Below are 26,863 nucleotides of genomic sequence, written 5' to 3' on the forward strand. Positions count from 1 at the left end.
ACGGTGCGTGCATCAGAATGCGGGCGCGTTTGATTTCCTACAATGGAACGACGATGTACGACTTGCTGAAAACCATCGACGACCCGGCGGATTTGCGCCGCCTCGATCGTCGCCAACTGCAACCGCTCGCGGATGAACTGCGCGCGTTCGTGCTCGACAGCGTGTCGAAGACGGGCGGCCATTTGTCGTCCAACCTCGGGACGGTCGAGCTGACGATCGCGTTGCACTACGTGTTCAACACGCCGAACGATCGGATCGTCTGGGACGTGGGCCACCAGACCTACCCGCACAAGATCCTGACGGGCCGCCGCGACCAGATGCATTCGCTGCGCCAGCAGGACGGCATCTCGGGCTTCCCGCGCCGCAGCGAATCCGAATACGACACGTTCGGCACCGCGCACTCGAGCACGTCGATCTCGGCCGCGCTCGGCATGGCGATCGGCAGTCAGTTGAACGGCGACGACCGCTTCTCGATCGCCGTGATCGGCGACGGCGCGATGACGGCCGGCATGGCGTTCGAGGCGATGAACAACGCGGGCGTGTCGGAAGACGCGAAAGTGCTCGTGATCCTGAACGACAACGACATGTCGATTTCGCCGCCGGTCGGCGCGCTGAATCGCCATCTCGCACGCCTGATGTCGGGCCGCTTCTATGCGGCTGCGCGCGCGGGCGTCGAGCGCGTGCTGAGCGTTGCGCCGCCGGTGCTCGAACTCGCACGCAAGCTCGAAGAGCACGCGAAGGGCATGGTCGTGCCGGCTACCCTGTTCGAAGAGTTCGGCTTCAACTACATCGGCCCGATCGACGGTCACGATCTCGATTCGCTGATCCCGACGCTGCAGAACATCCGCGAACTGCGCGGCCCGCAGTTCCTGCACGTGGTGACGAAGAAAGGCCAGGGCTACAAGCTCGCCGAAGCGGATCCCGTGCTCTACCACGGCCCCGGCAAGTTCAACCCGGCCGAAGGCATCAAGCCGTCGGCCACGCCCGCGAAGAAGACGTACACGCAGGTGTTCGGCGAATGGCTGTGCGACGAAGCCGAGCGCGACACGCGCGTCGTCGGCATCACGCCCGCGATGCGCGAAGGCTCGGGCATGGTCGAGTTCGAGAAGCGCTTCAAGGATCGCTACTACGACGTCGGCATCGCCGAGCAGCACGCGGTGACGTTCGCAGGCGGCATGGCAACCGAAGGCCTCAAGCCGGTCGTCGCGATCTACTCGACGTTCCTGCAGCGTGCCTACGACCAGCTGATCCATGACGTCGCGCTGCAGAACCTGCCGGTCGTGTTCGCGATCGACCGTGCCGGCCTCGTCGGCGCGGACGGCGCGACGCACGCGGGCGCGTACGATCTCGCGTTCATGCGCTGCATCCCGAACATGACGATCATGGCTGCGTCCGACGAGAACGAATGCCGCCAGATGCTGCACACGGCGCTGCAGCAGCCGAACCCGACCGCGGTGCGCTATCCGCGCGGCGCCGGCACGGGCGTGCCGACGGTGAAGGAATTCACCGAGATCCCGCTCGGCAAGGGCGAAGTGCGTCGCCAGACGTCGCAGCCGGAAGGCAAGCGCGTCGCAATCCTCGCGTTCGGCACGATGGTCGCGCCGTCGCTCGCCGCGGCCGAGGAGCTCGACGCGACCGTTGCGAACATGCGCTTCGTGAAGCCGATCGATGCGGCGCTCGTGCGTGAGCTCGCCGAGACGCATGACTACGTCGTCACGGTCGAGGAAGGCTGCGTGATGGGTGGCGCGGGCTCGGCCTGCGTGGAAGCCCTGATGGAGAGTGGGGTTATCCGACCCGTACTACAATTGGGCCTCCCTGACCTGTTCATCGATCACGGCGACCCCGCGAAGCTGCTGTCGCAATGCGGCCTCGACGGCGCGGGTATCGCGAAATCGATTCGCGAACGCTTTCTGAATCCGGCGGCCGACGTCGCCGGTCAGGCGAAGCGCGTCGCATAAGCTGGCGCCGCCCGCGGGCGGTGTCGGTGCGACTGGCGCAACCGGTCTTCATTGATGCGGAAAACATGGGCCTGCGGGCCCATGTTGCTTTTCCGGCTGCCGCATGACGCGGCGTGCGCGTCGTCGAACGCGCGGCTTACAAGGATTGAACAAGATGAACCAGATGAATCCCGCCTTCGTGATGCCCGACGTGCAGAGCACGGTGGATACCCGCCAGATTCCGATTCAGCGTGTGGGCGTGAAGGCGGTCCGGCATCCGTTGACGGTGTGCACCGAAAGCGGCGACGTGCAGCCGACCGTCGGTGTCTGGAACCTCGATGTCCGCCTGCCGGCCGACCAGAAGGGCACGCACATGTCGCGCTTCGTCGCGCTGCTCGAAGAGAATCGCGCACCGCTGACGGTCGAGCGTTTTCGCGCGATGCTCGCATCGATGCTCGAGAAGCTGGAAGCCGAAGCCGGTCGCATCGAAGTGACGTTCCCGTACTTCGTGAACAAGACGGCGCCGGTGTCGGGCGTGCAGAGCCTGCTCGACTACGAAGTGACGCTCGCAGGCGAAAGCCGCAACGGCGATACGCGCCTGTTCCTGAAGGTGCTCGTGCCGGTGACGAGCCTGTGCCCGTGCTCGAAGAAGATCTCCCAGTACGGTGCGCACAACCAGCGTTCGCACGTGACGATCGACGCGGAACTCGCGGCCGACCTGCCGGTCGAGGCGCTGATCCGTATCGCCGAGGAAGAGGCGTCGTGCGAGCTGTGGGGCCTGCTGAAGCGTCCGGACGAGAAGTTCGTCACCGAGCGCGCGTACGAGAACCCGAAGTTCGTCGAGGATCTCGTGCGTGACGTCGCGCAGCGTCTCGATGCGGACGAGCGCGTGGCGGCATACGTGCTCGAAGCCGAGAACTTCGAGTCGATCCACAATCACAGCGCGTATGCGCTGATCGAACGCGACAAGCGACAGGCTGCATAACGCCGCGGCGTTTTGTCGCGCCGATGAAGAAAGGCCGCTCATTTTTGAGCGGCCTTTCTGTTTGCCGGTGCGACGTTGCGTCGCGTGCGTGGCGCAGCTTAGCGCGCGAGCGACGCGAGATCCCAGCGCGGCTTCACCGTGAATGCGTAGTCGGCATTCGCCTGCTCGGGCCAGCGGCCGAGCCGCAACGCGCCTGCGAGCGCGATCATCGCGCCGTTGTCGGTGCAGAGCGCGAGATCGGGGTAATGCACATCGAAGCCGCGCTTGGCCGCGGCGGCCGACAGTGCCGCGCGTAGCTGGCGGTTCGCGCCGACACCGCCCGCGACCACGAGGCGCTTGAGCTTTGTCTTCTTCAGTGCGGCGAGCGACTTGGCGACGAGCACGTCGACGGCCGCGTCGACGAAGCCGCGCGCAAGGTCGGCCTTCGCGCGTTCGAGTGCTTCACCTTCGAGCTTGGCCGCTTCGAACTTCTTCATCTGCGTGAGCACGGCGGTCTTCAGGCCGCTGAAGCTGAAGTCGAGGTCGCCCGAATGCAGCATCGGGCGCGGCAGCACGACCGCGCCCGGCGTGCCGGTCTCGGCGAGCTTCGACACTTCCGGGCCGCCCGGGTAGCCGAGGCCGATCAGCTTGGCCGTCTTGTCGAATGCTTCGCCGGCCGCGTCGTCGAGCGTTTCGCCGAGCGTCTCGTACACGCCGACGTCGGTCACGCGCATCAGTTGTGTGTGGCCGCCGGACACCAGCAGCGCGACGAACGGGAACGGCGGCGGCTGGTCGACGAGCAGCGGCGACAGCAAGTGGCCTTCGAGGTGGTGGATGCCGACGGTCGGCTTGTTCCAGGCGAGCGCGAGCGCATTCGCGATGCTCGCGCCGACCAGCAGCGCGCCGGCGAGGCCGGGGCCCTGCGTGAACGCGATCGCGTCGATGTCGTCGCGGCGCGTGCCGCTTTGCGCCATCACTTCCTCGAGCAGCGGCAGCGCGCGGCGGATGTGGTCGCGCGATGCGAGCTCGGGCACGACGCCGCCGTATTCGCGGTGCATGGCGATCTGCGAGTGGAGCGCGTGCGCGAGCAGGCCGCGCTGCGTGTCGTAAAGCGCGAGGCCGGTTTCGTCGCAGGAGCTTTCGATGCCGAGAACGAGCATGGGTACGGGCAGGGCACGCCGTATCGGGCGCGCCGCGGGAAGGTCAACGTAACCGGAAAGTATAGCAGGCGAGGGCCTGTCGCCGCTGGCAGCGGCCCGGGCCGGATGCCGGGCAGGTACAATCCGCGCCATGGAAACTTATGACATCGCCGTGATCGGCGCGGGCGCCGCCGGAATGATGAGCGCCGCGGTTGCCGGGCAACTCGGCCGCCGCGTCGTGCTGATCGATCACGCGCCGCGGCTCGCCGAGAAGATCCGCATCTCGGGTGGCGGCCGCTGCAACTTCACGAACCTGTACGCCGGCCCCGACAACTATCTGTCGTCGAATCCGCATTTCGCGCGCTCGGCGCTGGCGCGTTATACGCCGCGCGACTTCCTCGGGCTGCTCAAGCGCCATCACGTGACCTGGCACGAAAAGCACAAGGGCCAGCTCTTTTGCGACCACGGCAGCGACGCGATCATCGACGTGTTGAAGCACGAGTGCGACGCGGGCGGTATCGCGTGGCGCCGGCCCGTGGTCGTCGACGCGGTGCGCCACGCGCCGTCCGACGGCTTCACGCTCGACACGCAGCAGGCGGGGACGATCGGTGCGCGCGCACTGATCATCGCGACCGGCGGCCTGTCGATCCCGAAGATCGGCGCGACCGACTTCGGCTACCGGATCGCCAAGCAGTTCGGCCACAAGCTCATCGATACGCGGCCCGCGCTCGTGCCGTTGACGTTCGCGCAGCAGGACTGGGAGCCGTTCGCGGCGTTGTCCGGCGTATCGCTCGAAGTGCGCGTCTCGACCGGCGACAAGAAGCGCGGCGGCGAATTCGTCGAGGACCTGCTGCTGACCCATCGCGGCCTGTCCGGGCCCGGGATCCTGCAGATCTCGAGTTACTGGCAGCCCGGCGACCCGATTCGCGTCGATCTGTTGCCGCAGCGCGATACGGTGGCCGACCTGCTCGACGCGAAGCGCACGTCGAAGCGCCAGATCGGTTCGCTGCTCGCGGACTGGGTGCCGTCGCGCCTCGCGCATGCGTGGCTCGACACGCATCGCGTCGCGGCCGACGCGCGGCTCGCGGACCTGCCCGACAAGACGCTGCGCCAGATCGGCGACGCGCTGTCCGGCTGGACGCTGACGCCGAACGGCACCGAGGGCTACAAGAAAGCCGAAGTGACGAAGGGTGGGGTCGATACGCGTGATCTATCGTCGGCGACGATGATGAGCGCGCGCGTACCGGGGCTGTTCTTCGTCGGCGAGGCGGTGGACGTGACGGGCTGGCTCGGCGGCTACAACTTCCAGTGGGCGTGGGCGTCGGGCACGGCGGCCGGACAGGCGGCGGCCGAGTATTCGCGCGGTGCCTGACAGGCCGGCCCGACGCTGTTTTGGCGGGACCCGTCCCCGTGCCTTTAGGCAATCGCTCTGCTATACTCGGAAGTCTTTCCTTGCAAACCTTTATTCGTGTCGGATCATGACGATCATTCGCGTTAAAGAGAACGAGCCGTTCGAAGTTGCAATGCGTCGCTTCAAGCGCACGATCGAGAAGAACGGTCTGCTGACCGAGCTTCGGGCGCGCGAGTTTTACGAGAAGCCGACCGCGGAGCGCAAGCGCAAGAAGGCTGCTGCAGTGAAGCGTCATTACAAGCGCATCCGCAGCCAGACACTGCCGAAAAAGCTGTACTGAACGATTGGGCGCCGCGCGGTTCGCTGAGCGGCGCACCGGCGACTCCGTGCGATCAGGTGATCGCGAAAGATCGTGCATGATCGTGCGACCGATCAGGCGAGCCGCCGATGCCGGATTCGAGCAACCCGCTTGAGACATTGTCCCAAGCGGGTTTTTGTGTTGACGCCCTTCGCGGGCGTCGGATTCACGTTTCCTTCCCGGGTGAAAGATGAGTTTGAAAGAGCAGATCAGCGAAGACATGAAGGCCGCGATGCGCGCGAAGGACAGCGAGCGTCTGGCAACGATTCGCCTGCTGATGGCCGCGATCAAGCAGCGCGAAGTCGACGATCAGATCACCCTCGACGATGCGGGCATCACGGCCGTGATCGACAAGATGATCAAGCAGCGCAAGGATTCGATCAGCCAGTTCCAGGCCGCCAGCCGTGACGACCTCGTCGCGAAGGAGCAGGCCGAACTGGTCGTGCTGAGCGGCTACATGCCCGAGCAGCTGTCGGAGGCCGAGGTGGCCGCCGAAGTCCAGGCAGCGGTCGCGCAGACGGGCGCCGCCGGCCCGCAGGACATGGGCAAGGTGATGGGCGTGCTGAAGGGCAAGCTCGCCGGCCGCGCCGACATGACGGCCATTTCCGCGCTGGTCAAGGCCGCGCTCACGAAGTAACACCGGTTTCCCCGGCGCGCGCGATGCGTGCGCCGGGGTGTCGTATTGTCTTTTTTCGCTCGATCCCACGGTGATTCCGCATTCGTTCCTGCAGGACTTGCTGAACCGCGTCGATATCGTCGACGTGGTGGGCAAGTACGTGCAGCTCAAGAAGGGCGGCGCCAATTTCATGGGGCTGTGCCCGTTCCATAACGAGAAGAGTCCGTCGTTTACCGTCAGCCCGACCAAGCAGTTCTATCACTGCTTCGGTTGCGGGGCTCACGGCACGGCGATCGGCTTCCTGATGGAGCATGCGGGGCTCACATTCCCGGAGGCCGTGCAGGATCTCGCGCAGTCCGTCGGGCTGACCGTGCCGCACGAGCCGTCGATGCGCGGCGGCGGTGGGGGCGGCGGTGGCGGTGACTATCCGGCGCCCGTGTCGAAATCGGTCGCAACGGCGTTGTCCGATGCGATGACCGCTGCATGCGACTACTACCGCAAGCAGTTGCGCGGCGCGACCGTCGCGATCCAGTACCTGAAGAACCGGGGCCTGACCGGCGAGATTGCCGCGCGCTTCGGGCTCGGTTATGCGCCGGACGGCTGGCAGAACCTCGAGGCCGCGTTCCCTGATTATCGCGACGAGTCGCTCGTCGAGTCGGGGCTCGTGATCGTCAGCGAGAAGACCGATGCGCAGGGCGTCGCGCGCCGCTACGACCGGTTCCGCGAGCGGATCATGTTCCCGATCCGTAACGTGAAGGGGCAGGTGATCGGCTTCGGCGGGCGCGTGCTCGGCAGCGGCGAGCCGAAGTACCTGAATTCGCCTGAAACCCCGCTGTTCAACAAGGGCAGCGAGCTGTACGGCCTGTTCGAGGCGCGGCTCGCGATTCGCGAGCGCAAGTACGTGCTGGTCGTCGAAGGCTACATGGATGTCGTCGCGCTCGCCCAGCTCGGGTTCCCGAACGCGGTCGCGACGCTCGGTACCGCGTGCACGCCGATTCACGTGCAGAAGCTGCTGCGCCAGACCGATACGGTCATTTTCAGCTTCGACGGCGATTCGGCCGGGCGGCGCGCGGCCCGGCGCGCGCTCGAGGCCTGCCTGCCGCATGCGGGGGACAACCGCACGATCCGGTTCCTTTTTCTGCCGGCCGAGCACGATCCGGACAGCTATGTGCGCGAGTTCGGCGAGGCGGCGTTCTCCGAGCAGATCGAGCGCGCGATGCCGTTGTCGCAATTTTTGCTGAACGAAGCAATTGCCGGTAAGGCGCTCGATCAGCCGGAAGGGCGTGCGAAGGCGCTGTTCGATGCGAAGCCGTTGTTGCAGGCGCTGCCTGCGAACGCGTTGCGCGCGCAGATCATGCACATGTTCGCCGACCGCCTCGACATCCCGTTCGAAGAGGTCGCGGCGCTGTCCGACGTCGATACTCGGATCGCGGCACCGCCGCGCCAGGCGCCCCCGCGCAGCGAGCGGCGCCGCGTGACGGACAGTGAAAAGCGGGCATTGCGCACGCTGGTGATGCATCCGCGCATCGCGTCGCAGCTCGACGATGAGCAACTGGCGACCTTGCGCGCATTGCCGCGCATCGGCGAGCTGTTCGCGGAAGTCGTCGATCATGCGCGCGCGCTGGGCGAAGGCGCGGAGTTCCGGCTGCTGTCGGATGTCCTGCGGACGTCCTCGAATGGAGCGACTTACGAGGAAATCTTCCGCGAAATTCTGGACTATGATGAAAACGTCCGTGACTTGCTGTTACAGAATCCGGAAGACGAGACGGTGCCCGAGCGGCAGCGTGAACAGGAACGGATCGCGGGGGAGGAACTGCAGGCAGCGGTGCTCAAGATGCGTTACGACGCCTGCTGCGACCGGCTTGACAGGCTGGCGCGGCAATCTGCCTTCACACCCGAGGAATTGGCCGAATTGACGGAATTGAACCAGCAGCGGACCGACATGAAGCGTCGGCTCGGGCTGTAGGCGGCTGGAGAGCTTAGAGAGGGCTCCCCAGCGTGCTATAATATAAGGTTTCCAGCGGTTTGTTTTCTAAGCAGAGGCGAGAATCGCGATGGCAAAGACGACAGGCGGAAAGAAAGCAACAGGCAAGGGCTCGACGGAGCCGACCAAAAAGGTCACAGCGGCCAAGTCTGCTTCTTCCACCAGGACAACGTCTTCAGCCACGTCAGCCCCGGCAGGAAAGAAAACCGCGGCCGGCACTGCTCAGGCTGCGCCGGCGCCGGCAGCCAGAACACGGGCTGCCGCCAGACCCGACTCCGGGCCGGCCAAGCCGGCGGCGAAGCGGGCAAGTGCGAAAAGCGCAAGGGACACGACTGCCGCCGCGGACGAAACGGCAGTACGTACTACTCATGCACCCACGGTTCAACCGGCTGTCGTCCAGCAGCCGCGAGTCGATATAGCCGGTACGGCGAACTCCATGACCAAAAAGCTGAACGAAGTATCCGTCGAAGACGACGCAAATCAGAGCGACGAGCAGCCCGCAGCAGCGGCGGCTGCACCGGGCAAATCCAAGGTGCGCGATCGTCGCGCCAAGGAAAAGGCGCTGCTGAAGGAAGCGTTCGCGACGAGCACGCCGGGTACGGCCGAGGAGCTCGAAGAGCGCCGCGTGAAACTGCGCGCGCTGATCAAGCTCGGCAAGGAGCGCGGCTTCCTGACGTACGCCGAAATCAACGACCACCTGCCGGACAACTTCACCGAGACCGAAGCCCTCGAGGGCATCATCGGCACGTTCAACGACATGGGCGTGGCGGTCTACGAGCAGGCGCCGGACGCGGAAACGCTGCTCCTGAACGACAACGCGCCTGCCGCGTCGTCGGACGATGAAGTCGAAGAGGAAGCGGAAGTCGCGCTGTCCACCGTCGATTCCGAATTCGGCCGCACGACCGATCCGGTCCGGATGTACATGCGTGAAATGGGCACGGTCGAGCTGCTCACGCGCGAAGGCGAAATCGAGATCGCGAAGCGGATCGAGGACGGCCTGCGTCACATGGTGATGGCCATCTCCGCGTGCCCGACGACGATCGCCGACATCCTCGCGATGGCTGAACGCGTCGCGAACGAAGAGATCCGCGTCGACGAGCTCGTCGACGGCCTGCTCGATCCGAATGCTTCGGACTCCGCCGATACCGACGGCTTCTCCGCGAAGGAAGCGGAAGCCATCGAGAACGAGGACGAGGAGGCCGAAGAGGAAGAGGAAGAAGAGGAAGAGGAGGAAGACGACGGTGCCGCGCAGGCATCGGCCAACGCCGCCCAGCTCGAAGCCCTCAAGCGTGCGTCGCTCGAGAAGTTCTCGCAGATCAGCGAGTGGTTCGACAAGATGCGCCGCGCGTTCGAAAAGGAAGGCTACAAGTCGAAGGCCTACCTGAAGGCGCAGGAAACGATCCAGAGCGAACTGATGACGATCCGCTTCACCGCGCGTACCGTCGAACGCCTGTGCGACACGCTGCGTGCACAGGTGGACGAAGTGCGTCAGGTCGAACGCCAGATCCTGCACATCGTCGTCGACAAGTGCGGCATGCCGCGCTCGGAATTCATCGCGCGCTTCCCGGGCAGCGAGACCGATCTCGACTGGGCCGAGAAGATCATGGCGGAAGGCCATTCGTACAGCGCGGTGCTGTCGCGTAACATCCCGGCGATCCGCGAACAGCAGCAGCGCCTGCTCGACCTGCAGGCGCGCGTCGTGCTGCCGCTGAAGGACCTGAAGGAAACCAACCGCCAGATGGCGGCCGGCGAACTGAAGGCGCGCCAGGCGAAGCGTGAAATGACCGAGGCGAACCTGCGTCTCGTGATCTCGATCGCGAAGAAGTATACGAACCGCGGCCTGCAGTTCCTCGACCTGATCCAGGAAGGCAACATCGGCCTGATGAAGGCAGTGGACAAGTTCGAATACCGTCGTGGCTACAAGTTCTCGACCTATGCGACGTGGTGGATCCGTCAGGCCATCACGCGCTCGATCGCGGACCAGGCGCGCACGATCCGTATTCCGGTTCACATGATCGAGACGATCAACAAGATGAACCGCATCTCGCGGCAGATCCTGCAGGAAACCGGTCTCGAGCCGGATCCGGCCACGCTCGCCGAGAAGATGGAGATGCCGGAAGACAAGATCCGCAAGATCATGAAGATCGCGAAGGAGCCGATCTCGATGGAAACGCCGATCGGTGACGACGACGATTCCCATCTCGGCGACTTCATCGAGGACACCAACACGGTCGCGCCGGCGGATGCCGCGCTGCATGCGAGCATGCGCGACGTCGTGAAGGACGTGCTCGATTCGCTGACGCCGCGCGAGGCGAAGGTGCTGCGGATGCGCTTCGGTATCGAGATGAGCACCGATCACACGCTCGAGGAAGTCGGCAAGCAGTTCGACGTCACGCGTGAGCGGATCCGTCAGATCGAGGCCAAGGCGCTGCGCAAGCTGCGTCACCCGAGCCGTTCCGACAAGCTGAAGTCGTTCCTCGAAGGGAACTGATTTCCAGCGTCTCTCCTGCGAACGCCGCCGGTATCCGCGTGATGCCGGTGGCGTTTCTCTTCTTTGTTGTTACAATGCCGGCCCGGCTTCTTCGTCGGGGTAGCGTGTGACACGCTTCGCTTCTCATCAGGGCTTGTAGCTCAGCGGTTAGAGCAGTCGACTCATAATCGATTGGTCGCGGGTTCGAACCCCGCCGGGCCCACCAGATTTCATGTGCGCGTTCGCGCAGCATGCCGAAAACCCGCGATGGCTTCATGCGTCGCGGGTTTTTCTTTGTGCGGATGCGAGACGAGTGTCGTAATCAGGAAAGTACCGAGAGGGTGCCGCGTCGCCGTCAATCGAAGTATGCTGTAGCGCGGCCGTTTCACACGCGATACCGATTGCGGCCGAAGGAAAACCCAACAGCCCCGCGATCCATCCGGCGGCAAGAATAAACAGACTTCGGCCGGGAGTGGGACGGCAATCATGACCATGCTGCGTTCGTGGGGTGCGCTTCTTTCGTTGCTGGCGCTCGTTGCATGCGCGAGCCTGCCCCCGCAGGCCGAGCGCGTGCCGACGCACGCGTACACCGATACGGACAACACGCGGCTGGGCGTCGCGTTCCAGAAGCAGGCCAGTGCGCATCCGGGGCAGGACGCGTTTCATCTGCTGACCGATCCGGTCGATGCGCTGGATGCGCGCGTGTTGCTCGCCGATCGCGCGGACCGCTCGCTCGACCTTCAGTACTACATCTGGCATGACGACCTGACCGGGCACGAGCTGGCCGACGCGATCATCCGCGCGGCCGATCGCGGCGTGCGCGTGCGTGCGCTGCTCGACGACCTCGGCACGAACGCGGACGACCGCAAGCTGCTCGAGATCAGTTCACATCCGAACATCGAGATCCGGCTCTTCAACCCGGTTGCCACGCGCCGGTTCAAGAAGATCGGCACCGTGTTCGAGTTCTCGCGCGTCAACCGGCGCATGCACAACAAGGCGATGATCGCGGACAGCCAGGCAGCGATCGTCGGTGGCCGCAATATCGGCGACGAGTATTTCGGCGCATCGTCGATGCTGGAGTTTGGCGATCTCGACGTCGTCGTTCGCGGCCCGGTCGTGAAGGACATCTCGACCGAATTCGATACGTTCTGGAATTCCCCGTATGCGTATCCGATCAGCGCGCTGGTCGGGCATGATGCGGCGCCTGGCGGGCTGGATCGCGAGCGCGAACGGTTGCGCGACTACCTGAGGGCCATGGAAGACAATCCGTACGTGCTCGAGGCCAGGCAGCGGCTCGACCAGATCGTTCATGGGCAGGGCACCGAACTGTCATGGGGGCACGCGACGGTGCTGTACGACGATCCGTCGAAGATCGCACACGCGCCGAAGGACAGCGACGGGCACCTGATGCCGCAATTGCGGGCGCTCGCGTTGCAGCCCGAACATGACCTGCTGATCGTGTCGCCGTACTTCGTGCCGGGCAAGGAGGTCGTCGAGCGGCTGCGCGCGCTCACGGCGCGCGGTGTGCGTGTGACGGTACTGACCAACTCGCTTGCGTCGACCGACGTGGCGGCCGTGCATGCGGGCTACCGGCACTACCGAAGCGATCTCGTGGCGGCCGGCGTGCGGCTTTACGAGCGGCGGCCATCGGGTGACAAGAGTATCTCGAAGCAGGTCATCATCGGGTCGTCGCGTGCGTCGTTGCATGCAAAGACCTACGTGTTCGATCACAAGAGCATTTTCATCGGGTCGATGAATCTCGATCCGCGTTCGCTGAATCTCAATACGGAAATCGGCGTTTACTGCGAGAGTCCGGCGATTGCGTCGCAGGTGGCCAACGATCTGGAGGCACGGCTCGATCGGATCGCGTGGCGGGTCGAGCTGAGGACCGATCCGGCGGGCAAAGGGCAGCTCAAGTGGATTCAGACCGATTCGGACGGGAAGGTCACCGAGCGCGATCACGAACCGGAAGTGTCTACCGCGCGGCGGATGGAAGTCTGGTTCCTCGGGCTGTTTCCGCTCGAGTCGCAACTGTGAGCAACGATGCCGCGCGCGACACTCAGCAACGCGTGCGGCCGTGCTGCTCGATGACGGCCGCGAGCTGCCTCGTCGCGGTCTCGATCGTCGTGTCGCTCAGCCCCGAGTATCCGAGCACGAAGCCGTTGTACGGCCGTCCGTCGCCGACCCGGTAGCTGCTCAGCGGCTGAAGCAGCAGGCCATGCGCGGCTGCGGCGCGGGCGACGTCGGTATCGTGCAGCGGCATCGCGAGATCGGCCGACAGATGCATGCCGCCCGGGCTTTCGCGAACGCTCAGCACGGCGCCGAGGTGACGGGCGAGTGCGGCTTCGAGGCTGCTCCGCCGCTCGGCGTACAGCGTCCTCATCCTGCGCAGGTGTCGTGCAAAAAGGCCGGTATCGATGAATTCGGCCATCGCCAGTTGATCGGCCGAGTGGCCGCGATGGACGAGTTCGCGCAGCGTGCGGGTGAAGCGGTCGACCAGCGTCGGTGGTACCACCATGAAGCCGAGCCGGAGGGCGGGAAACATCGTCTTGCTGAAGGTGCCGAGATAGCAGACCGGTGCGTCGGCGTCGAGACCCTGGATCGCGGGCAGCGGCTGGCCGCCGAGGCGGAACTCGCTGTCGTAATCGTCCTCGATGATCCACGCGCCGCACGCACGTGCGTGCTCGACGAGCGCCGCGCGCCGACGGGGGCTCATCAGCGCGCCGAGCGGGTATTGGTGCGACGGTGTCGTATAGATCAGCCGGGGCGGGCGGGTGCGCCACTGTTCGTCGGTTGGCGCCATGCCTTCATGGTCGACCTCGATCGGCACGAGCTCCAGGCCGGTCGACCGGAATGCGGTTCGGGCGCCGTTGTAGCAGGGGTTCTCGAGCCAGCCATATTCACCGGGATTCGCGAGCATGCGCGCGCACAGTTCGAGGCTGCTTTGCGTGCCGTCGGTGATGAATACCTGGCCTGTTTCGCAGCGCACGCCGCGCGAGACCCGGATGTAGGCGGCCACGGCACGCCGCAACTCGGGCAGCCCCTCGACCGGGCCGTAGGCGAGCTGCGCGGGCTTGATGACTTTCCACGCGCGCTCGATGCAACGGCGCCACTGGGTGACGGGGAATTCATCGAGCGAAGGGAGGCCGGGAACGAACGGCAGCATGCGTTCGGGTTCGGGATCGTCGTTCTCCAGCCCGTGCACGCGCTCGGCCAATCGAACCGGGGCTGGGCCGCGTTCGGGCCCGGTGCTGGAACGGCCGCACCCGTCCCATCGCGTGATCGTCCCGTTGCGCGTGGCCGCCACGAAGCCTTCCTCGGCAAGACGCTCGTACGCATAGACCGCCGAGTTGCGCGCGATGCCCAGCTCGGCCGCGAGCACGCGCGTCGATACGAGTCGCGTGCCGGGCGGGATGTGCCCGTCCAGCAGCAGGTTGCGCAGGCTCCGGTACAGGGCTTCCTGCTGGCTGTGGCGTGTCGTGCCGTCCTGTCTGGAAAGCGATGAGACGAGCAGCGCGAGATCCATGGGCTGGTTCCAGAATTTTTTGGTGAGCTGGTTCTTTTGAAGATCCGATGCGCGTCGTATCGTTCACGTTCCCGTGGCGCCGGCCGGTGCGCGGGCATGTGCAGCGATCGTCACGGATAGGCGCGTGTGCGTATTTTGATCGATTTGGAAAGTGACTGTCGATGGGCCGATCGACCGGTCATTCGCGCGTGCAAGCTGTAGTGTTCGATGTCGTTAACTTCGTAGTGCCAATATATTTGGAGTGAATGCCTGCGCGTTGCCGAAACGCGGGCCGCTCGATGCGCGCAAGGGCGTGCAAACAGGAAAACGAAACATGCAAGACCGGACCGTCATCTCCCCCACATCCCGCACCACCATTCGCCGCCTGCCGGAGCTGGCAAGCCACGATCGCGAGATGCTTCATCGCATCGTGGACGAGGCCTACGTGTGCCACATTGCATTCGGTTCCGGCGAGGACACGCACTGCATCCCGACCGCGCACTGGAGACGGGGCGATCATCTCTATATTCATGGGTCGAACGGTAGCCGGATGATCAAGGCGTTGGCGGCGGGTGTACAGGCCTCCGTCGCGATGACGTTGCTGGACGGACTCGTGCTGGCCAGGTCGGCCTTCAACCATTCGATGAATTACCGGTCCGCAGTGATCTACGGGCGGTTCGAGATGGTGGAGGGTAGTGCGGACAAGCTGGCGGCGCTGGATGCATTGATGGACAAGATCGCGCCCGGCCGCAAGCATGACGCGCGGCCCGGCAACGACAAGGAACTCAATGCGACCAGCGTGCTGCGGATTGCGCTTGCGGAAGCAGCGGTAAAAGTCAGCGATTCACTGCCGTCCGACAAGGACGAAGATCTCGCGCTTGCGGTCTGGACGGGGATCCTGCCGCTGAAGATGACGCGCGGTGCGCCGGTCCATGCCGAGGGCAGCGTGCCGGTGCCGGATTATGTCCGGAACTGGGAGGAGTAAGTTGCACGGCACCGCCGTGCGGTTTCGCTGAAAACGGTGGCGCGCGAAATATTGTGCCGAGCGGGGTTCGCACGCCAACGAGACGCGGTTTCGCCAGCCGGCAGTGCGAAACCCGCGCTGCCGGCTGGCGTGTATTTCACTCGGCGCGATGCTCATGCGTCTCGTGTGGCGGATGCGACGCCGCAGCGTGCGGATGCGGTGCGGGTGCGTGCTCGGGGGCCGGTTGCCGCGGCTGTGCTGCCGCGTGTTCCTGCGGTTGCGCTTCGTTGTGCGGCGGCGCCTCTTTGTGCACTTGCTGCTGAGTCTCGTTGCGTTGCTGCATGGCTTCGCGCTGCCGTTGCTGCTCCGCATTGTGTTGCTGCAACGCCTCGCGCTGCTGTTGCTCCGCTGCGTTGTGTTGCTGCATTTCCTCGCGTTGCTGCTGTTGCGCGGCGTTGTGCTGTTGCATCGCCTCGCGCTGCTGCTGAGCTTCGTTGCGCTGTTGCTGCTGCTGGGCGGCCGCACGATTTTCCTGCGCGGCGTGCGCCTGCTGCATGGCCTGCTGCCGCTCCTCGCGCATCGCGCCGGGCGCATGCTGTGCTGGTGCCTCGGCATGCGGTTCGTTCGCACGGTTCTGTGCGAACGCGCCAGGCGACGGTCGCGCGCCGGGGCGTGCATCGTTCGCGCCGAAGTGCGGCATCGTCATCGGCACGGCGCCCGGGCGTTGCTCCATGGCCTGCCCGCGCATGGGCTCCGCACCCGGCTGCATCGTGTTGCGTTCGATCGTCGTGTTCGTCGTATTGTTGGTGACGTTGCCGCCGTAGTTGTTCGTGATTCGCGTGTTGCGGATGTTGGTGATGTTGTTGATCACAGTGGTCGACTTCGACACGTACGTGGTGTGGTTGTACACCACGGCCGGGCGCTCCCAGCCGCCGTTCCAGCGGGGGCCTTCCGGACGCGGCGCGCCCCAGTTCATGCCCCATGCATGCCAGCCCCAGTCGTGGTGCCCGAAGATCGCGGCGCCGACGGCGATGCCGACGCCGAACGTGATCACGCCGGCGGTAACGACTTCCCCCGTGCTGTATGAAGGCGGCCGGTACACGTAGCCGGGGTAGGCCGAAACCGGCTCGCCGTAGACGACCGTCGGGTTGTACGACGGGACATAGACGACGTCGGGCTGTGCCGATTCGATCTCGATGGCCTGCGCGGGGGGCGGCACGATCGCCGGCCCGGCGTAGACCACGGGCGCATCGTTGGCCGGCGTATAGCCGGTCGGTGCGGCCTGAGCGACTTGCGTGACCCGCATCTGGCCGCCCGAGCGGAGATGGCCGGAGGTCTGCGCGCGCTGGCGCATCACCTGGATCGCGTTCATCACGTCGGTGGGGTCGTTGTAGTACGCCTGGCCGAGCGACGTGGTCCAGGCCGGGTTCGACGCCATCTGCGACAGCACCGCGGGGAACGCGGTCAATGCCTTGACGGACGGATCCCACGGCTGCGTATCGGCGGCGGTGGCGAGTGGCTGTCCCTTCAACGACGGGTTCTGCATGACCCAGTTATTGGCGGCCGTGACCTGATCCGGGTACGTTGCACCCGCCAGCACCAGCGCGACGAGCTTGTCGGGGAAGAGTGCGATCGGCGCGACCATCTGGTAGAGCTGGTCGGCAGTCGGCGGCGTGTAGGCGACGGGCGTCGAAGCGGGCTGGGCTGCGGCGGCCGCGCTCGCGTCGCTGGCCGCAGCGGCGGCGCTGCTGTCGGCGTTCTTGTTGCAGGCCGAGAGGCCGAGCAGCGACACGATGAGGGACGACGCGAGCAGCGTTCTGACGGGGCGGTATGCACGTGTGTGGTTCATGTGGTTCGTTCGGTGTTGTGTCGGCGTTGGCAGGCACGCGGGCCACCCGATCGGTTTGAGCACGGTGCCGCGACAGTCAGCGCATGCCCGGGGGCATCGGCAGGGTCGTGCTCGCAGCGTGGTCGTCCCGCGACGAATCGATATATTCAGTTAAACGCACGACACGCGCGGAAGTTGTCTGCGTGTTGTGTAACAGTGTGTACCTTGCAGTCCGTAAGCGGGCGGGTGCTGCCCGGGTAATGGACATGAAAGTTGCTTGCGCAACGATTGCAAGGTTGGCGAGCGCATCGTCGCGCCGGAGGCCGCGCCTCGAGAGTGCGCGGAATACAAAAAACCCGCAAAGGCCTTGCGGCCCTCACGGGTTGTTCAAGCGATCACATCCGGTTCCATGCATGCGTTGCGGTGCGCACGCGGAACCGGGGCAGTCATCGATCCATCAGCGTGCGAAATCCGACGTGCTCTGGATGAACGTGTTCAGCTTCGAGATGTTCACGCTGCCGAAGCCCGTCGTCGCGTCCCAGCCGGCCTTTGCCTTGTAGCCGTAGGTGCCGCTGCCGTTGTTGCCGGACGTGACGTCGTGCAGCAGTGCCGCGTTGCTCGGGAAGTACTTGTAGAAGCTCGACGCGGGAAACCCGAGCGCATTGTTGTTGGCGGACTGCAAGCGCGCCCAGATGCCCGTGAAGATCGGCGCGGCGAGGCTCGTGCCGCCTTCGTTGTTGAGGTAGCCCGAGCCCCACAGCGTGTTGGACGTCTGGCCGTTGACGACGAGAATCGCGCCGGTGCGCAGGTCCGCGTCGAAGCCGACGTCAGGCAGTGCGCGCTTGGTCGATCCCGTGAGGCTCGACGATTGCCACGACGGCGCGGCTTCGTATTTGCTGTACCCGCCGCCCGTCGACCACACGGTGCCCGGCTGCCAGCTCGGATCGTTCCAGACGATCTCGCTGTTGTACGCGTTGGTCGACGTATTGGTGAACAGCGTCGTGCCGCCCACGGCGATCACGTACGGCGACGTTGCCGGCTCGCTCACCGTGTAGGTCGAGCGCGACGGCGTGCCGCTCGCACATTCGTACGCGCCATGATCGCCGGCGGATACCGAGAAGGTCTGCCCCTGCGCGACTGCCTGCTTGAAGATGGTGTCGTCGGTGGCCTGCGAGCCGGTGCTGTTCGCGGACGATTCGCACACGCCGAGCGATACGTTGATCACCTTTGCGACGTTGTCGGTCACGGCCTTGTTGTACGCGGCGGTGATTGCCGTGAGCGTCATCGACGGCGCGACGTAGAACACGACCTGCTTCACGCTGCCGCCGGCCGCGCCGACGATCGACTGGCTGTCGAGGTTCCATTCGACGGTGCCGTCGGTGTCGGTGTACGAACTGCCGGACGGGCCCGTCTTTACGATGCTGCTGCTGATCGTGCCGAGACTGTTGTTTGCGGCGAACGTATTGAGGTCGCTTACCGTCTGCGACAGGTCGCCTTCGGAGATGATGCCGACGGTGGTCTGCGAGGCGGTCGGCGTGCCGTCGCCGCCGTAGATCGACGAGAATTCGGTCGGGTTGTGCGGCACCGCCGATGCGCCGGCCGGAATCGTCAGGTTGCTGGTGTTGCCTTGCGGCTGGCTGCCCGCGCCCGTATGCATCAGCTCGACGTTCTGCAGGCCGAGCACCGAACCCACGACGCCGCCGATCGCGTTCGGCACTTGCGCGGCGTCGGTATTCGCGTAGACGCTGCGGCCGTTGCGCGTGAAGCGCTTGAGCGTCGTGCGGAACGCGGACTTGATGGTGGCGGCGGTGCCGGAGGCGGAGACCAGCAGGCGGTTCGGCGCGACCACGATGTTCACGAAGCCTGCCTTGCGCAGATGCGCGACGACCGAGGCGACCTGCTGGTCGGTCGGCGCATATTGCGACGCGAACTGCGCCGGCGTGAGGAATTGCCGGTAGTGCGGCGAACCAGGCGTATGCAGGTCGTGCAGATACTGGTCGAGTTGCGCCTCGTTGCGCAGGTTCAGGCCGAGCACGATGTCCACCGACTCGCCCGGCGCCATCTCGACGGCGGCTGCTGCAGCCGCCGCCGTGCTCGCGGCGGGCGCGCCGGCCGTACCGGCTTCGCTCTGCTGCACGAGCGGCAGGAAGCCCTTGGTGTGCGTTTCCGTCCAGCCGGCCGCAGGCGCGGCGTGGGCGGTCGCCATGCCGAACGATGCGGCTGCGGCGGCGAAGGCGAGTTTGACGAAGCGATTGTGCTTTTGATTCTTGTCTGCAACCTGATTCATTTGAATTACCCCTCCGGTTGAACATCGAACAGCACGAACAACAACGGTCGACAGCGGTACGGGTCATGCACCGCCGATTTCTGTCGCACGCATGCGGATGGCACGGACGCGACAGGGCCTTCCGCCCGATCCGGAAAGGTGTCTTGTCTCCGGGGGCGAAATACGGAAAACGCGGTAACGGGAAGGCTGCGCCGCGATACGACGCAACTGCGCCGGACGGGGCGCGGGCGAGATTGCTAGAGCAACAGTTTCGTTGTCCTGCTCATTTGATTCGATCCTTCGGCCCGCTGCCGGATGGCAGTTGTCCAATGAGATGCATCGGGATGTTGCATGCGTCGGCGCGCGAACGATGCGGCCGGCGGCGAGCATTGCGGTGCGGCGGAAGCAAAAACGTAGAGCGGAAGCGATTGCGTAGTGAGCAATTCGTCAGATTGCTTGCATCGGACGGTATCAAGAACGAAAGCGAGGTGTCAAACTTTTTTTGATTATATGAAACTAAATTAAAGCGAATAGGTGAAATGTTTTTGAAAATATTGGCAGTGTTTTGTAATGTCCAGGGCCGCTAAAGAAAGTAATGCGGAATGCGATTTGCCGATCGTTTCCGGTTTGATGCGTAATGGGGCAATTGGCCGATCGTATTCGAGGCGGGACTCGAATCGCCGGACGCGGTGAAGCGAGGCGAGTCCGCGGGCATCAGGAAGCAGGGCATGAAGCTACTGCCTTGCACCTGCATGCCGCAGCGCGTCCACGGCTTCCGTGTTGTCGTGCGACCGCGCGAGCTGCAGCAGCGACTGACCGCGCCGATCGACATGATTCGGATTCGCGCCACGCGCGACGAGGAGCGGAATCAGGTCGAATCGATTGAACAGCGTGGCGAATCCCAGCGCGGTTTCCCCGGCGCCGTTCGTCTGGTCGATCGGGCATGGCGTGTCGATCAGGCGCCGCGCGATGTCGGGTTCGTTCTTGAAGAGGGCGCCCATCAACGCCGTGTTGCCGTGACGGTCGCCGGCGCATGCATTCGCGCCGGCCGACAGCAGGTAGTCGAGCGCGGCCGGCTGGCCGTCATAGGACGCGAGTATCACGGCGGTGAAGCCGCTGCTGTCGGTGGCGTCGACCGGATAGCCGGCGTCGTGCAACGCACGCAGGATGTCGACGCGTCCGACGCGGGCGGCGTCGAACCAGTCGCCGTCGTAGCGGCGCAGCGCGGCAGGGTCGGCCGGCGCATACGCCGGCTGCTCGGGAAGGTGCGTGCAACCGGCGAGCGCGGCCAGCGCCAGGACCGTTGCGGTGGCGCGGATCGCGCGCGTCAGGCGTTCGGATTGCATGAGGATGTCCTGGGGGGTAAGGTCGACGTGCGCGGCGGTACCCCGCACGTCGACGGCGACCGGAGTCGCGGGATCAGTTCTCGCTGAGCTTCGCGGCGAGCGCCTGCACTTGCCCGACGTCGGCATGCACGGCCTGCGCGAGACGCGTGCCGTAGTCGGCATCGGCCTTGTAGAAGTACGACAGCATCGCGTACTGGTTGTGCGCGTTCGTCACCTTGCCGAGATCGCCGGACAGCGCGGTGACCAGGTCGTCCCTGTCCTGCGGCGACAGGCCGCGGTAGTACTCGCCCGCCTGACGGAACCGCAGCTTCTTGTGGATCGCTTCCTGCTGCGTCGTGCCGTTGAGCGTCATGCGCACGGACTTGTACTGCGGATCCGGCGCGAGTTCATGCAGCGTAGACGGTTCGTAGTTCACCTCGCCCTTGCGGTCGCCGGCGTTCATCTTGCCGTCCTGGTTGTTGTTGACCACCGGCACGACGGGCCGGTTGATCGGCAGGTCCATGTAGTTCGCGCCGAGCCGGTACATCTGCGTGTCGGCGTACGCGAACAGCCGGTCCTGCAGCATCCGGTCTTCGGACGGCTCGATGCCGGGCACGAGTCGCGACGGCGCGAACGCCGATTCCTCGGTCGACTGGAAGTAGTTGTCGGGCACGCGGTTCAGCGTCATCGTGCCGATCTTGCGCTCGGGCACACCGGTCCACACCTTCGTGTCGTCCAGCGCATCGAAGTCGAAACGATTCAGGTCCTGCGGCGTGAGTACCTGCACGTACAGATCCCACTTCGGGAAGTCGCCTTGCTTCAGCGCGCCGTACAGGTCGTTCGTCATCATGTTCCAGTCGCGCCCGATCGATGCATCGATGTCTTGCGGACGCAGGCCGTGCACGCCTTGCTGGCTCTTCCAGTGGAACTTCACGTAGTGCACGTCGCCGTGCGCATTGACGAACTTGAACGCGTGCACCGCGAAGCCGTCCATGTGACGATACGAATCGGGCATGCCCGCGTTCGTGTACAGCATCGTCAGCATGTTCGTCGCTTCGGGCGTGTGCGCGAAGAAGTCGAATGCGAGATTCGGGTCCTGCACGCCGGTCACGGCGCTCGGCTTGTTCGCGTGAACGAAGTCGGGGAACTTGATGCCGTCGCGAATGAAGAACACGGGCCAGTTGATACCGACCATGTCCCAGTTGCCCTGTTGCGTATAGAACTTCACCGCGAAACCGCGCGGATCGCGCGCCTGTTCAGGCGAGCCGCGATAGCCCATCACGGTGGAGAAGCGCACGAACACGGGCGTTCGGGTGCCGGGCGTGAAGACCTTCGCTTTCGTCAGGTTCGAGATGTCGGCGGTCGGCACGAACTCGCCGAATGCGCCGGTGCCGCGCGCATGCACGACGCGTTCAGGGATGCGCTCGCGATCGAAGCGCTGCAGTTTCTCGATGAGGGCGGAGTCTTGCAGGAGCACGGGGCCGGCAGGGCCCGCCGTCTGCGAATTCTCGTTGTCGCCGACGGGGGCGCCCGTGTCTCGCGTCAGTTCGGCGGCATGGGGGGACGCGGAAAGTGCAACGCAGATCGCGGCGACTGCGTGTCTCAGCACGCGATGGGAGGATGGGGACATGACGATGGAACTCCTTGAATCCGATCGGTGGTGGGGAAGCCGACTGAATTAGAAGAGATCGTCAGACGATTGGCTAATTGATATTCGATATGTTTCCGATAGCGACGGCGTCGATGCGGCGTGGGTGCGGTTCTCATCGACGCAGGCGATGAATATTGTTGTGTACGCAATGAGTTGTTGCGTCGCGCGCCGCGAAGCGATCCGCAAGCGTCGAACGCGGGCGCTTTGGACTTGCGATCCACATGTCGAGCATCGGCGCCGCAGTAGCCTCGACAAATCCTGCCGTGCAGCGCAGAACAACTCGGCATCACCCCGCGCCCGTCTGCCAACCGAGCCCGAGGTTTTTTTGCAGCGACACGTAGTCCTTGATCAGCTCGGCCTGCCCGGCGATCACGTTCTGCTGCGCGGCCAACGCTTCGCGTTGCGTATCGAGCAGGTCGATCATCGATGCGACGCCCGCGCGATAGCGCTCGTCCATCAGCGTCCTGGAATGCACGGCCGACGTCTGCACCTTGGTGAGCGCAACGACGTGTTCGCGCTGATGCCCATAGCGCTGCAATGCCGTGTTGGCATCCTGCAGGGCGCCGAGCACCGCCTTCTGATAGTTCGCTTCCGCCTCGTCTCGCGATGCTTCGGCCGCGCGCACCGCACCGCGCGTGCGCCCGAAGTCGAGAATGTTCCATTGCAGATACGGCGCGCCGACCCAGGTGAAGTTCTGCTTGCGGAACAGGTGGCCCGGATCCGTCGCGCTGAAACCGAGATCGCCGAGCAGCGTCACCTTCGGGAAATAGTCGGCGACGTGCTCGCCGATCTGCGCATTGCTCGATGCGAGCCGGCGCTCGGCCGCGCGAATGTCGGGACGCTGTTTCAGCAGCGTGGCCGGATCGCCGATCGCGACGCTGCCGGGCAGCGTCGGCAGCGTCGCATCCGGTGTCGACAGTGCCGCGTCGAGCGCACCGGGTGCGCGGCCCGTCAGGATCGCGAGCCGGTCGAGCGATTCCGTCACCTGCGCGTCGAGCGGGATCAGCGATGCGCGCGTGTTTTCGACTTGCGTCGTCAGGCGTTCGATGTCGGCATCGGCCGCAACGCCACGCGTGCGCCGCTGCTGCGTGAGTTCGAGCATCTTCTGCTGCAGCTCGGCAGTGCGCCGCGACAGCGCAAGCCGCTGCTGTTGATCGCGCAGGTCGATGTACGCATTAGCGACTTCGGCCGTGATCGACACCTGCGTGTCGGCTAGATCGGCGTCGACCGCTTCCGCTTGCGCCGATGCCGCTTCGACCGCGCGGCGCGTGCCGCCGAACAGGTCGATTTCCCAGGTTGCGTCGAAGCCTGCCGAATAGAGCTGCAGCGGGCCGGAGCCACCCAGCGACGGCGAGGTGCCACTCGATTGGCTCGAACCGTTCGACGGCAGCAGCGAACCGAGCGCGCTGACGTCGGGCTCGCGCATGCGGATGGCGGCGACGGTGGCCGACGATTTCGGCAACTGGGCCGCACGTTGTTGCGAGAGTTGCGCGCGTGATGCGCGCAAGCGGGCTTGTGCCGCATGCAGATCGGGGTTGTACGCGAGCGCGGCGGTGATCAGGTCGTCGAGCTGGCGATCGTTGAGCGCGTGCCACCATGCGCTCGGCGCGGGCGCAGCGGGGTCGACACCGGAGGCCGGCGCGCGCACGAAGGTCGGCGCATCCGGCGCGGCGGGCGCGCCGCGATAGTCGGGGCCGACCGTGCAGCCGGCGAGCAGGCACGCGGCCGCGCACAGCGTGAGCGCAGGGCGGCGGGGCAGGGAGAAGGGTTTCATCGCGTAAAACGGTTCAGTGGCCGGACGACATCGGCTGCGGCCCGCGCGGCGTTCTCAGCAGCAGCGCGAGCGGCACGCAGGCAAGCAGCGCGAGGCCTAGCAGATAGAAGGTTTCGGAATAGGTCATCACGACGGCCTGGATCTGGATCTGCTGCGCCAGCTGTCCGAGCGCGCGCATGTTCGAATACGCGAGGTCGCCGGTGTGCGAGAACCAGTTGGCCGCGTAGGCCGACAGCCGGTCCTGCCCGATCAGCGAGTTCGCCGTCACCGATTCGCGGAGCGCGGCCGTATGGAAGGTCGTGCGCCGGTCGATCACGGTGCCGATGATCGCGAGTCCGATCGAGCCGCCGAGATTGCGCGCCATGTTGTAGAGCCCGGCCGCATCGCCCGAGTCTTCGCGTGCGACTGCCGCCATCGAGGCCTGGTTCAGCGGCATCATCGCAAGCATCTGCGCGACGCCGCGGATCAGTTGCGACCAGACGAAGTCGTGGCCGACGCTCTGCGCGGTCAGGCTGATGTCGAGCATGCAGCTCAGGCAGAACAGCAGCAGCCCCGAGATCACGAGGATGCGGAAATCGACCTTGCCGAGCAGGCGCGGCAGGATCGGCATCACGAGGAAGGCGGGCAGCCCCGACAGCAGCATGATCGCGCCTGCCTGCTCCGCGTTGTAGCCGGCGACGATCGCGAGGAACTGGGGCAGCAGGTAGGACACGCCGTACAGCCCGGCACCGACCGCGGACACGATCACGATCACGCTCGCGTAGCGCGGGTTGCGCATCAGCGACAGCCGCATGATCGGCCGCTTCGCAAAGATCTGCGACAACGCGATCAGGATCATCCCGGCAAGCGACACGAGGCTCAGCGTGACGATCATCTGCGATTCGAACCAGCGTTCGCGCTGGCCTTCCTCGAGCACGACGGTGAGCGAGCTCAGGCCGATCGCGAGACCGAAGATCCCGAGCCAGTCCGCGTTCAGGAATGCATGCCATTGCGGGCGGTCCGACGGCAGCCCGAATATCAACAGCGCCATCAGCAACAGGCACACCGGCAGGTTCAGGAAAAAGCACCAGCTCCAGCTGACGTTCTCCGCGAGCCAGCCGCCGAGCACGGGGCCGAACAGCGGCCCGAGCAGCACGATCAGGCCGAACAGCGTCATGCCGACCGGCAACTGCGACAGCGGCAGCCGCGTGCGGATGATGGTTTGTGCAGTCGGGATCAGCGCACCGCCGGTGAAGCCCTGGCCGATCCGGCCGGCGATCATCATCGGCAGCGAATGCGACCAGCCGCACATCATCGAGAAGGCAATGAACAGCGCGGAGTTCGTCAGCAGGAAATTGCGCAGCCCGAACACGCGCGTGAGCCACGCGGCGAGCGGGATCATCACGATTTCCGACATCAGGTAGCCGGTCGAGATCCACGTGCCTTCGGTGCCGGTCGCGCCGATTTCACCCTGGATCTGCGGCAGCGCGGAGTTCGTGATCGAGATGTCGAGGGTCGCCATCAGCGCGCCGAGCGCGCCGGCCGCGACCGCGATCCAGTCGGTCACGCTCGCGCGGCCCTCGTGCGGCGGCATCGGCATCGTGGCGGACGGTTCAGCCATGGTGCGTCTCGTCGCGGGCCGAGCGCGTATCGACGTCGACCGTCACCGACAGCCCCGGCAGCAGCATGCGCTGCGCGCGGGCGTTCGCGGCGAGGCGGATGCGCACCGGCACGCGCTGGACGATCTTCGTGAAGTTGCCGGTCGCGTTCTCGGGCGGCAGCAGCGCGAATTGCGCGCCCGTGCCGGGGGCGAAGCTGTCGACGACGCCGGACAGCGCGCCGTCCGGCAGCGCGTCGACGTGCAGTTCGACGGGCTGGCCGATGCGCATGTTGGCGATCTGCGTTTCCTTGAAGTTCGCGACGAGGTAGATCGAGTCGACGGGCACGACGGTCAGCAGGCGCGTGCCGGGCTGCACGTATTGACCGACGCGCACCGTGCGATCGCCGACGCGGCCGGCGAGGGTGCTGCGCACGATCGTGTTGTCGAGGTCGAGCTGCGCCTGTGCGGCACTGGCCTGCGCGGCTTCGAGCTGCGCGCGCGCCTGCTGGAGCTGCGCGGTGAACGACGCGATCTGCGTACGGGCGGCCGCGATCGACGCATTGTTCGCGGCGAGCGTCGCGGCGGCCTGATCGCGCGTGCTCTTCAGGTCGGCCACGCGTTCGTGCGTCTCCGCACCCGTCGCGGCGAGCGGCGCATAGCGCGTGTATTCGTCGCTGGCGTGCTGCGCATTGATGCGCGACACCTTCGCCTGTGCGTCGGCCTGTTCGAGATTCGCATGCTGCTGGCTGATGTCGGCCTCGGCGCGTGCGATGTCGGCGCGGCGCGCGTCGACGGTCGCAAGCGACTGCGCGAGCGCGACCTGGTACTGGCGGACGTCGAGCCGCACGAGCGGATCGCCGGCCTTCACGGCCTGGTTGTCGCGCACGTACACGTCGGTCACGTAGCCGGCGACCTTCGGCGCGGCCGTCATGCTGTCCGCCTGCAGGTACGCGTCGTTGGTGCTTTCGATGAAGCGGCCGACCGTCCACCAGCGGCCGAGCCAGACGGCGCCGCCGATCGCCGCGAGCACGGCGACGACCAGCAGGATGCGCCGTTTCGATCCGTTGCCGTTGCGCGGGGTTGTTCCGTTTTCCTGACGATCTGCTTTCGGTGGCGGGTCTTGCGGCGTCGACATGCTGGCATCCAATTTAT

18 protein-coding genes and 1 tRNA gene are annotated in these 26,863 nt (G+C 65.4%); 10 read left to right on the top strand and 9 right to left on the bottom strand.

Going from position 1 to position 26,863, the window contains the following annotated elements; translation table 11 throughout:
* Positions 1 to 53: 53 nt before the first annotated feature.
* Positions 54 to 1,958 (top strand): 1-deoxy-D-xylulose-5-phosphate synthase, encoded by a 1,905-nt coding sequence (gene dxs, locus CFB41_RS21590; protein WP_039358114.1) that lies wholly within the window; start codon positions 54 to 56, stop codon positions 1,956 to 1,958.
* A 154-nt stretch (positions 1,959 to 2,112) separates the two neighbouring features.
* Positions 2,113 to 2,922, top strand: coding sequence for a GTP cyclohydrolase FolE2 (gene folE2 / locus CFB41_RS21595; RefSeq protein WP_011355803.1), 810 nt, complete (start codon positions 2,113 to 2,115; stop codon positions 2,920 to 2,922).
* Positions 2,923 to 3,020: 98 nt separating this feature from the next.
* On the opposite strand, the gene tsaD is transcribed toward folE2, so the two are convergent.
* Entirely contained in the window at positions 3,021 to 4,061 is a 1,041-nt protein-coding gene (tsaD, locus tag CFB41_RS21600; RefSeq protein WP_011355802.1) for a tRNA (adenosine(37)-N6)-threonylcarbamoyltransferase complex transferase subunit TsaD, read from the bottom strand.
* Between the two features lie 130 nt (positions 4,062 to 4,191).
* On the opposite strand from tsaD, the gene CFB41_RS21605 reads away from it, so the two are divergent.
* The 7 genes from CFB41_RS21605 (at position 4,192) to CFB41_RS21635 (ending at position 12,856) form a co-directional block, all read left to right on the top strand.
* A complete protein-coding gene (locus CFB41_RS21605; protein WP_089442984.1) occupies positions 4,192 to 5,412 on the top strand; it encodes an NAD(P)/FAD-dependent oxidoreductase in 1,221 nt (406 codons plus the stop codon).
* 106 nt (positions 5,413 to 5,518) lie between these two features.
* On the top strand, positions 5,519 to 5,731 hold the full coding sequence (rpsU, locus tag CFB41_RS21610; RefSeq protein ID WP_006479415.1) for a 30S ribosomal protein S21: 213 nt from the start codon (positions 5,519 to 5,521) through the stop codon (positions 5,729 to 5,731).
* 208 nt (positions 5,732 to 5,939) lie between these two features.
* The gene (locus CFB41_RS21615; protein WP_089427999.1) at positions 5,940 to 6,386 is read left to right on the top strand and encodes a GatB/YqeY domain-containing protein; all 447 of its coding nucleotides are present in this window, start codon (positions 5,940 to 5,942) and stop codon (positions 6,384 to 6,386) included.
* Positions 6,387 to 6,456: 70 nt separating this feature from the next.
* A complete protein-coding gene (gene dnaG / locus CFB41_RS21620; protein ID WP_089442982.1) occupies positions 6,457 to 8,331 on the top strand; it encodes a DNA primase in 1,875 nt (624 codons plus the stop codon).
* A gap of 88 nt (positions 8,332 to 8,419) precedes the next feature.
* Positions 8,420 to 10,840 carry an RNA polymerase sigma factor RpoD gene (rpoD, locus tag CFB41_RS21625; protein WP_089442981.1) on the top strand — a complete coding sequence of 807 codons (2,421 nt, stop codon included), beginning with the start codon at positions 8,420 to 8,422 and terminating at the stop codon, positions 10,838 to 10,840.
* Positions 10,841 to 10,969: 129 nt separating this feature from the next.
* Positions 10,970 to 11,045: transfer RNA gene (locus tag CFB41_RS21630), tRNA-Ile, on the top strand.
* A gap of 260 nt (positions 11,046 to 11,305) precedes the next feature.
* Entirely contained in the window at positions 11,306 to 12,856 is a 1,551-nt protein-coding gene (locus CFB41_RS21635; RefSeq protein ID WP_089457815.1) for a phospholipase D family protein, read from the top strand.
* A gap of 22 nt (positions 12,857 to 12,878) precedes the next feature.
* Here CFB41_RS21635 and CFB41_RS21640 read toward each other — a convergent pair whose 3' ends face one another.
* Positions 12,879 to 14,345 (bottom strand): PLP-dependent aminotransferase family protein, encoded by a 1,467-nt coding sequence (locus CFB41_RS21640; protein ID WP_089457816.1) that lies wholly within the window; start codon positions 14,343 to 14,345, stop codon positions 12,879 to 12,881.
* Between the two features lie 313 nt (positions 14,346 to 14,658).
* Between CFB41_RS21640 and CFB41_RS21645 the strand changes: the two genes are divergently transcribed.
* The gene (locus CFB41_RS21645; RefSeq protein ID WP_089457817.1) at positions 14,659 to 15,309 is read left to right on the top strand and encodes a pyridoxamine 5'-phosphate oxidase family protein; all 651 of its coding nucleotides are present in this window, start codon (positions 14,659 to 14,661) and stop codon (positions 15,307 to 15,309) included.
* 136 nt (positions 15,310 to 15,445) lie between these two features.
* Here the strand turns inward: CFB41_RS21645 and CFB41_RS21650 are convergent, their stop codons facing one another.
* From CFB41_RS21650 to CFB41_RS21680, 7 genes are all read right to left on the bottom strand, one after another.
* Entirely contained in the window at positions 15,446 to 17,137 is a 1,692-nt protein-coding gene (locus tag CFB41_RS21650) for a DUF3300 domain-containing protein (RefSeq protein WP_089457818.1), read from the bottom strand.
* Positions 17,138 to 17,573: 436 nt separating this feature from the next.
* Positions 17,574 to 19,403 carry a protease pro-enzyme activation domain-containing protein gene (locus tag CFB41_RS21655; protein WP_089442976.1) on the bottom strand — a complete coding sequence of 610 codons (1,830 nt, stop codon included), beginning with the start codon at positions 19,401 to 19,403 and terminating at the stop codon, positions 17,574 to 17,576.
* Between the two features lie 713 nt (positions 19,404 to 20,116).
* Complete coding sequence (locus tag CFB41_RS21660; RefSeq protein WP_089457819.1) at positions 20,117 to 20,728, bottom strand: ankyrin repeat domain-containing protein; 612 nt, start codon at positions 20,726 to 20,728, stop codon at positions 20,117 to 20,119.
* Positions 20,729 to 20,801: 73 nt separating this feature from the next.
* A complete protein-coding gene (locus tag CFB41_RS21665) occupies positions 20,802 to 22,337 on the bottom strand; it encodes a catalase (RefSeq protein WP_089457820.1) in 1,536 nt (511 codons plus the stop codon).
* Between the two features lie 307 nt (positions 22,338 to 22,644).
* Positions 22,645 to 24,132 (bottom strand): efflux transporter outer membrane subunit, encoded by a 1,488-nt coding sequence (locus CFB41_RS21670; RefSeq protein ID WP_089457821.1) that lies wholly within the window; start codon positions 24,130 to 24,132, stop codon positions 22,645 to 22,647.
* 13 nt (positions 24,133 to 24,145) lie between these two features.
* The gene (locus tag CFB41_RS21675) at positions 24,146 to 25,732 is read right to left on the bottom strand and encodes an MDR family MFS transporter (protein WP_089432373.1); all 1,587 of its coding nucleotides are present in this window, start codon (positions 25,730 to 25,732) and stop codon (positions 24,146 to 24,148) included.
* Entirely contained in the window at positions 25,725 to 26,846 is a 1,122-nt protein-coding gene (locus tag CFB41_RS21680) for an HlyD family secretion protein (RefSeq protein ID WP_089457822.1), read from the bottom strand. The genes CFB41_RS21675 and CFB41_RS21680 overlap by 8 nt, the downstream gene beginning before the upstream one ends.
* Between the last annotated feature and the right edge of the window lie 17 nt (positions 26,847 to 26,863).

This window comes from Burkholderia sp. AU33803 (assembly GCF_002223095.1).
Lineage (GTDB): Bacteria > Pseudomonadota > Gammaproteobacteria > Burkholderiales > Burkholderiaceae > Burkholderia.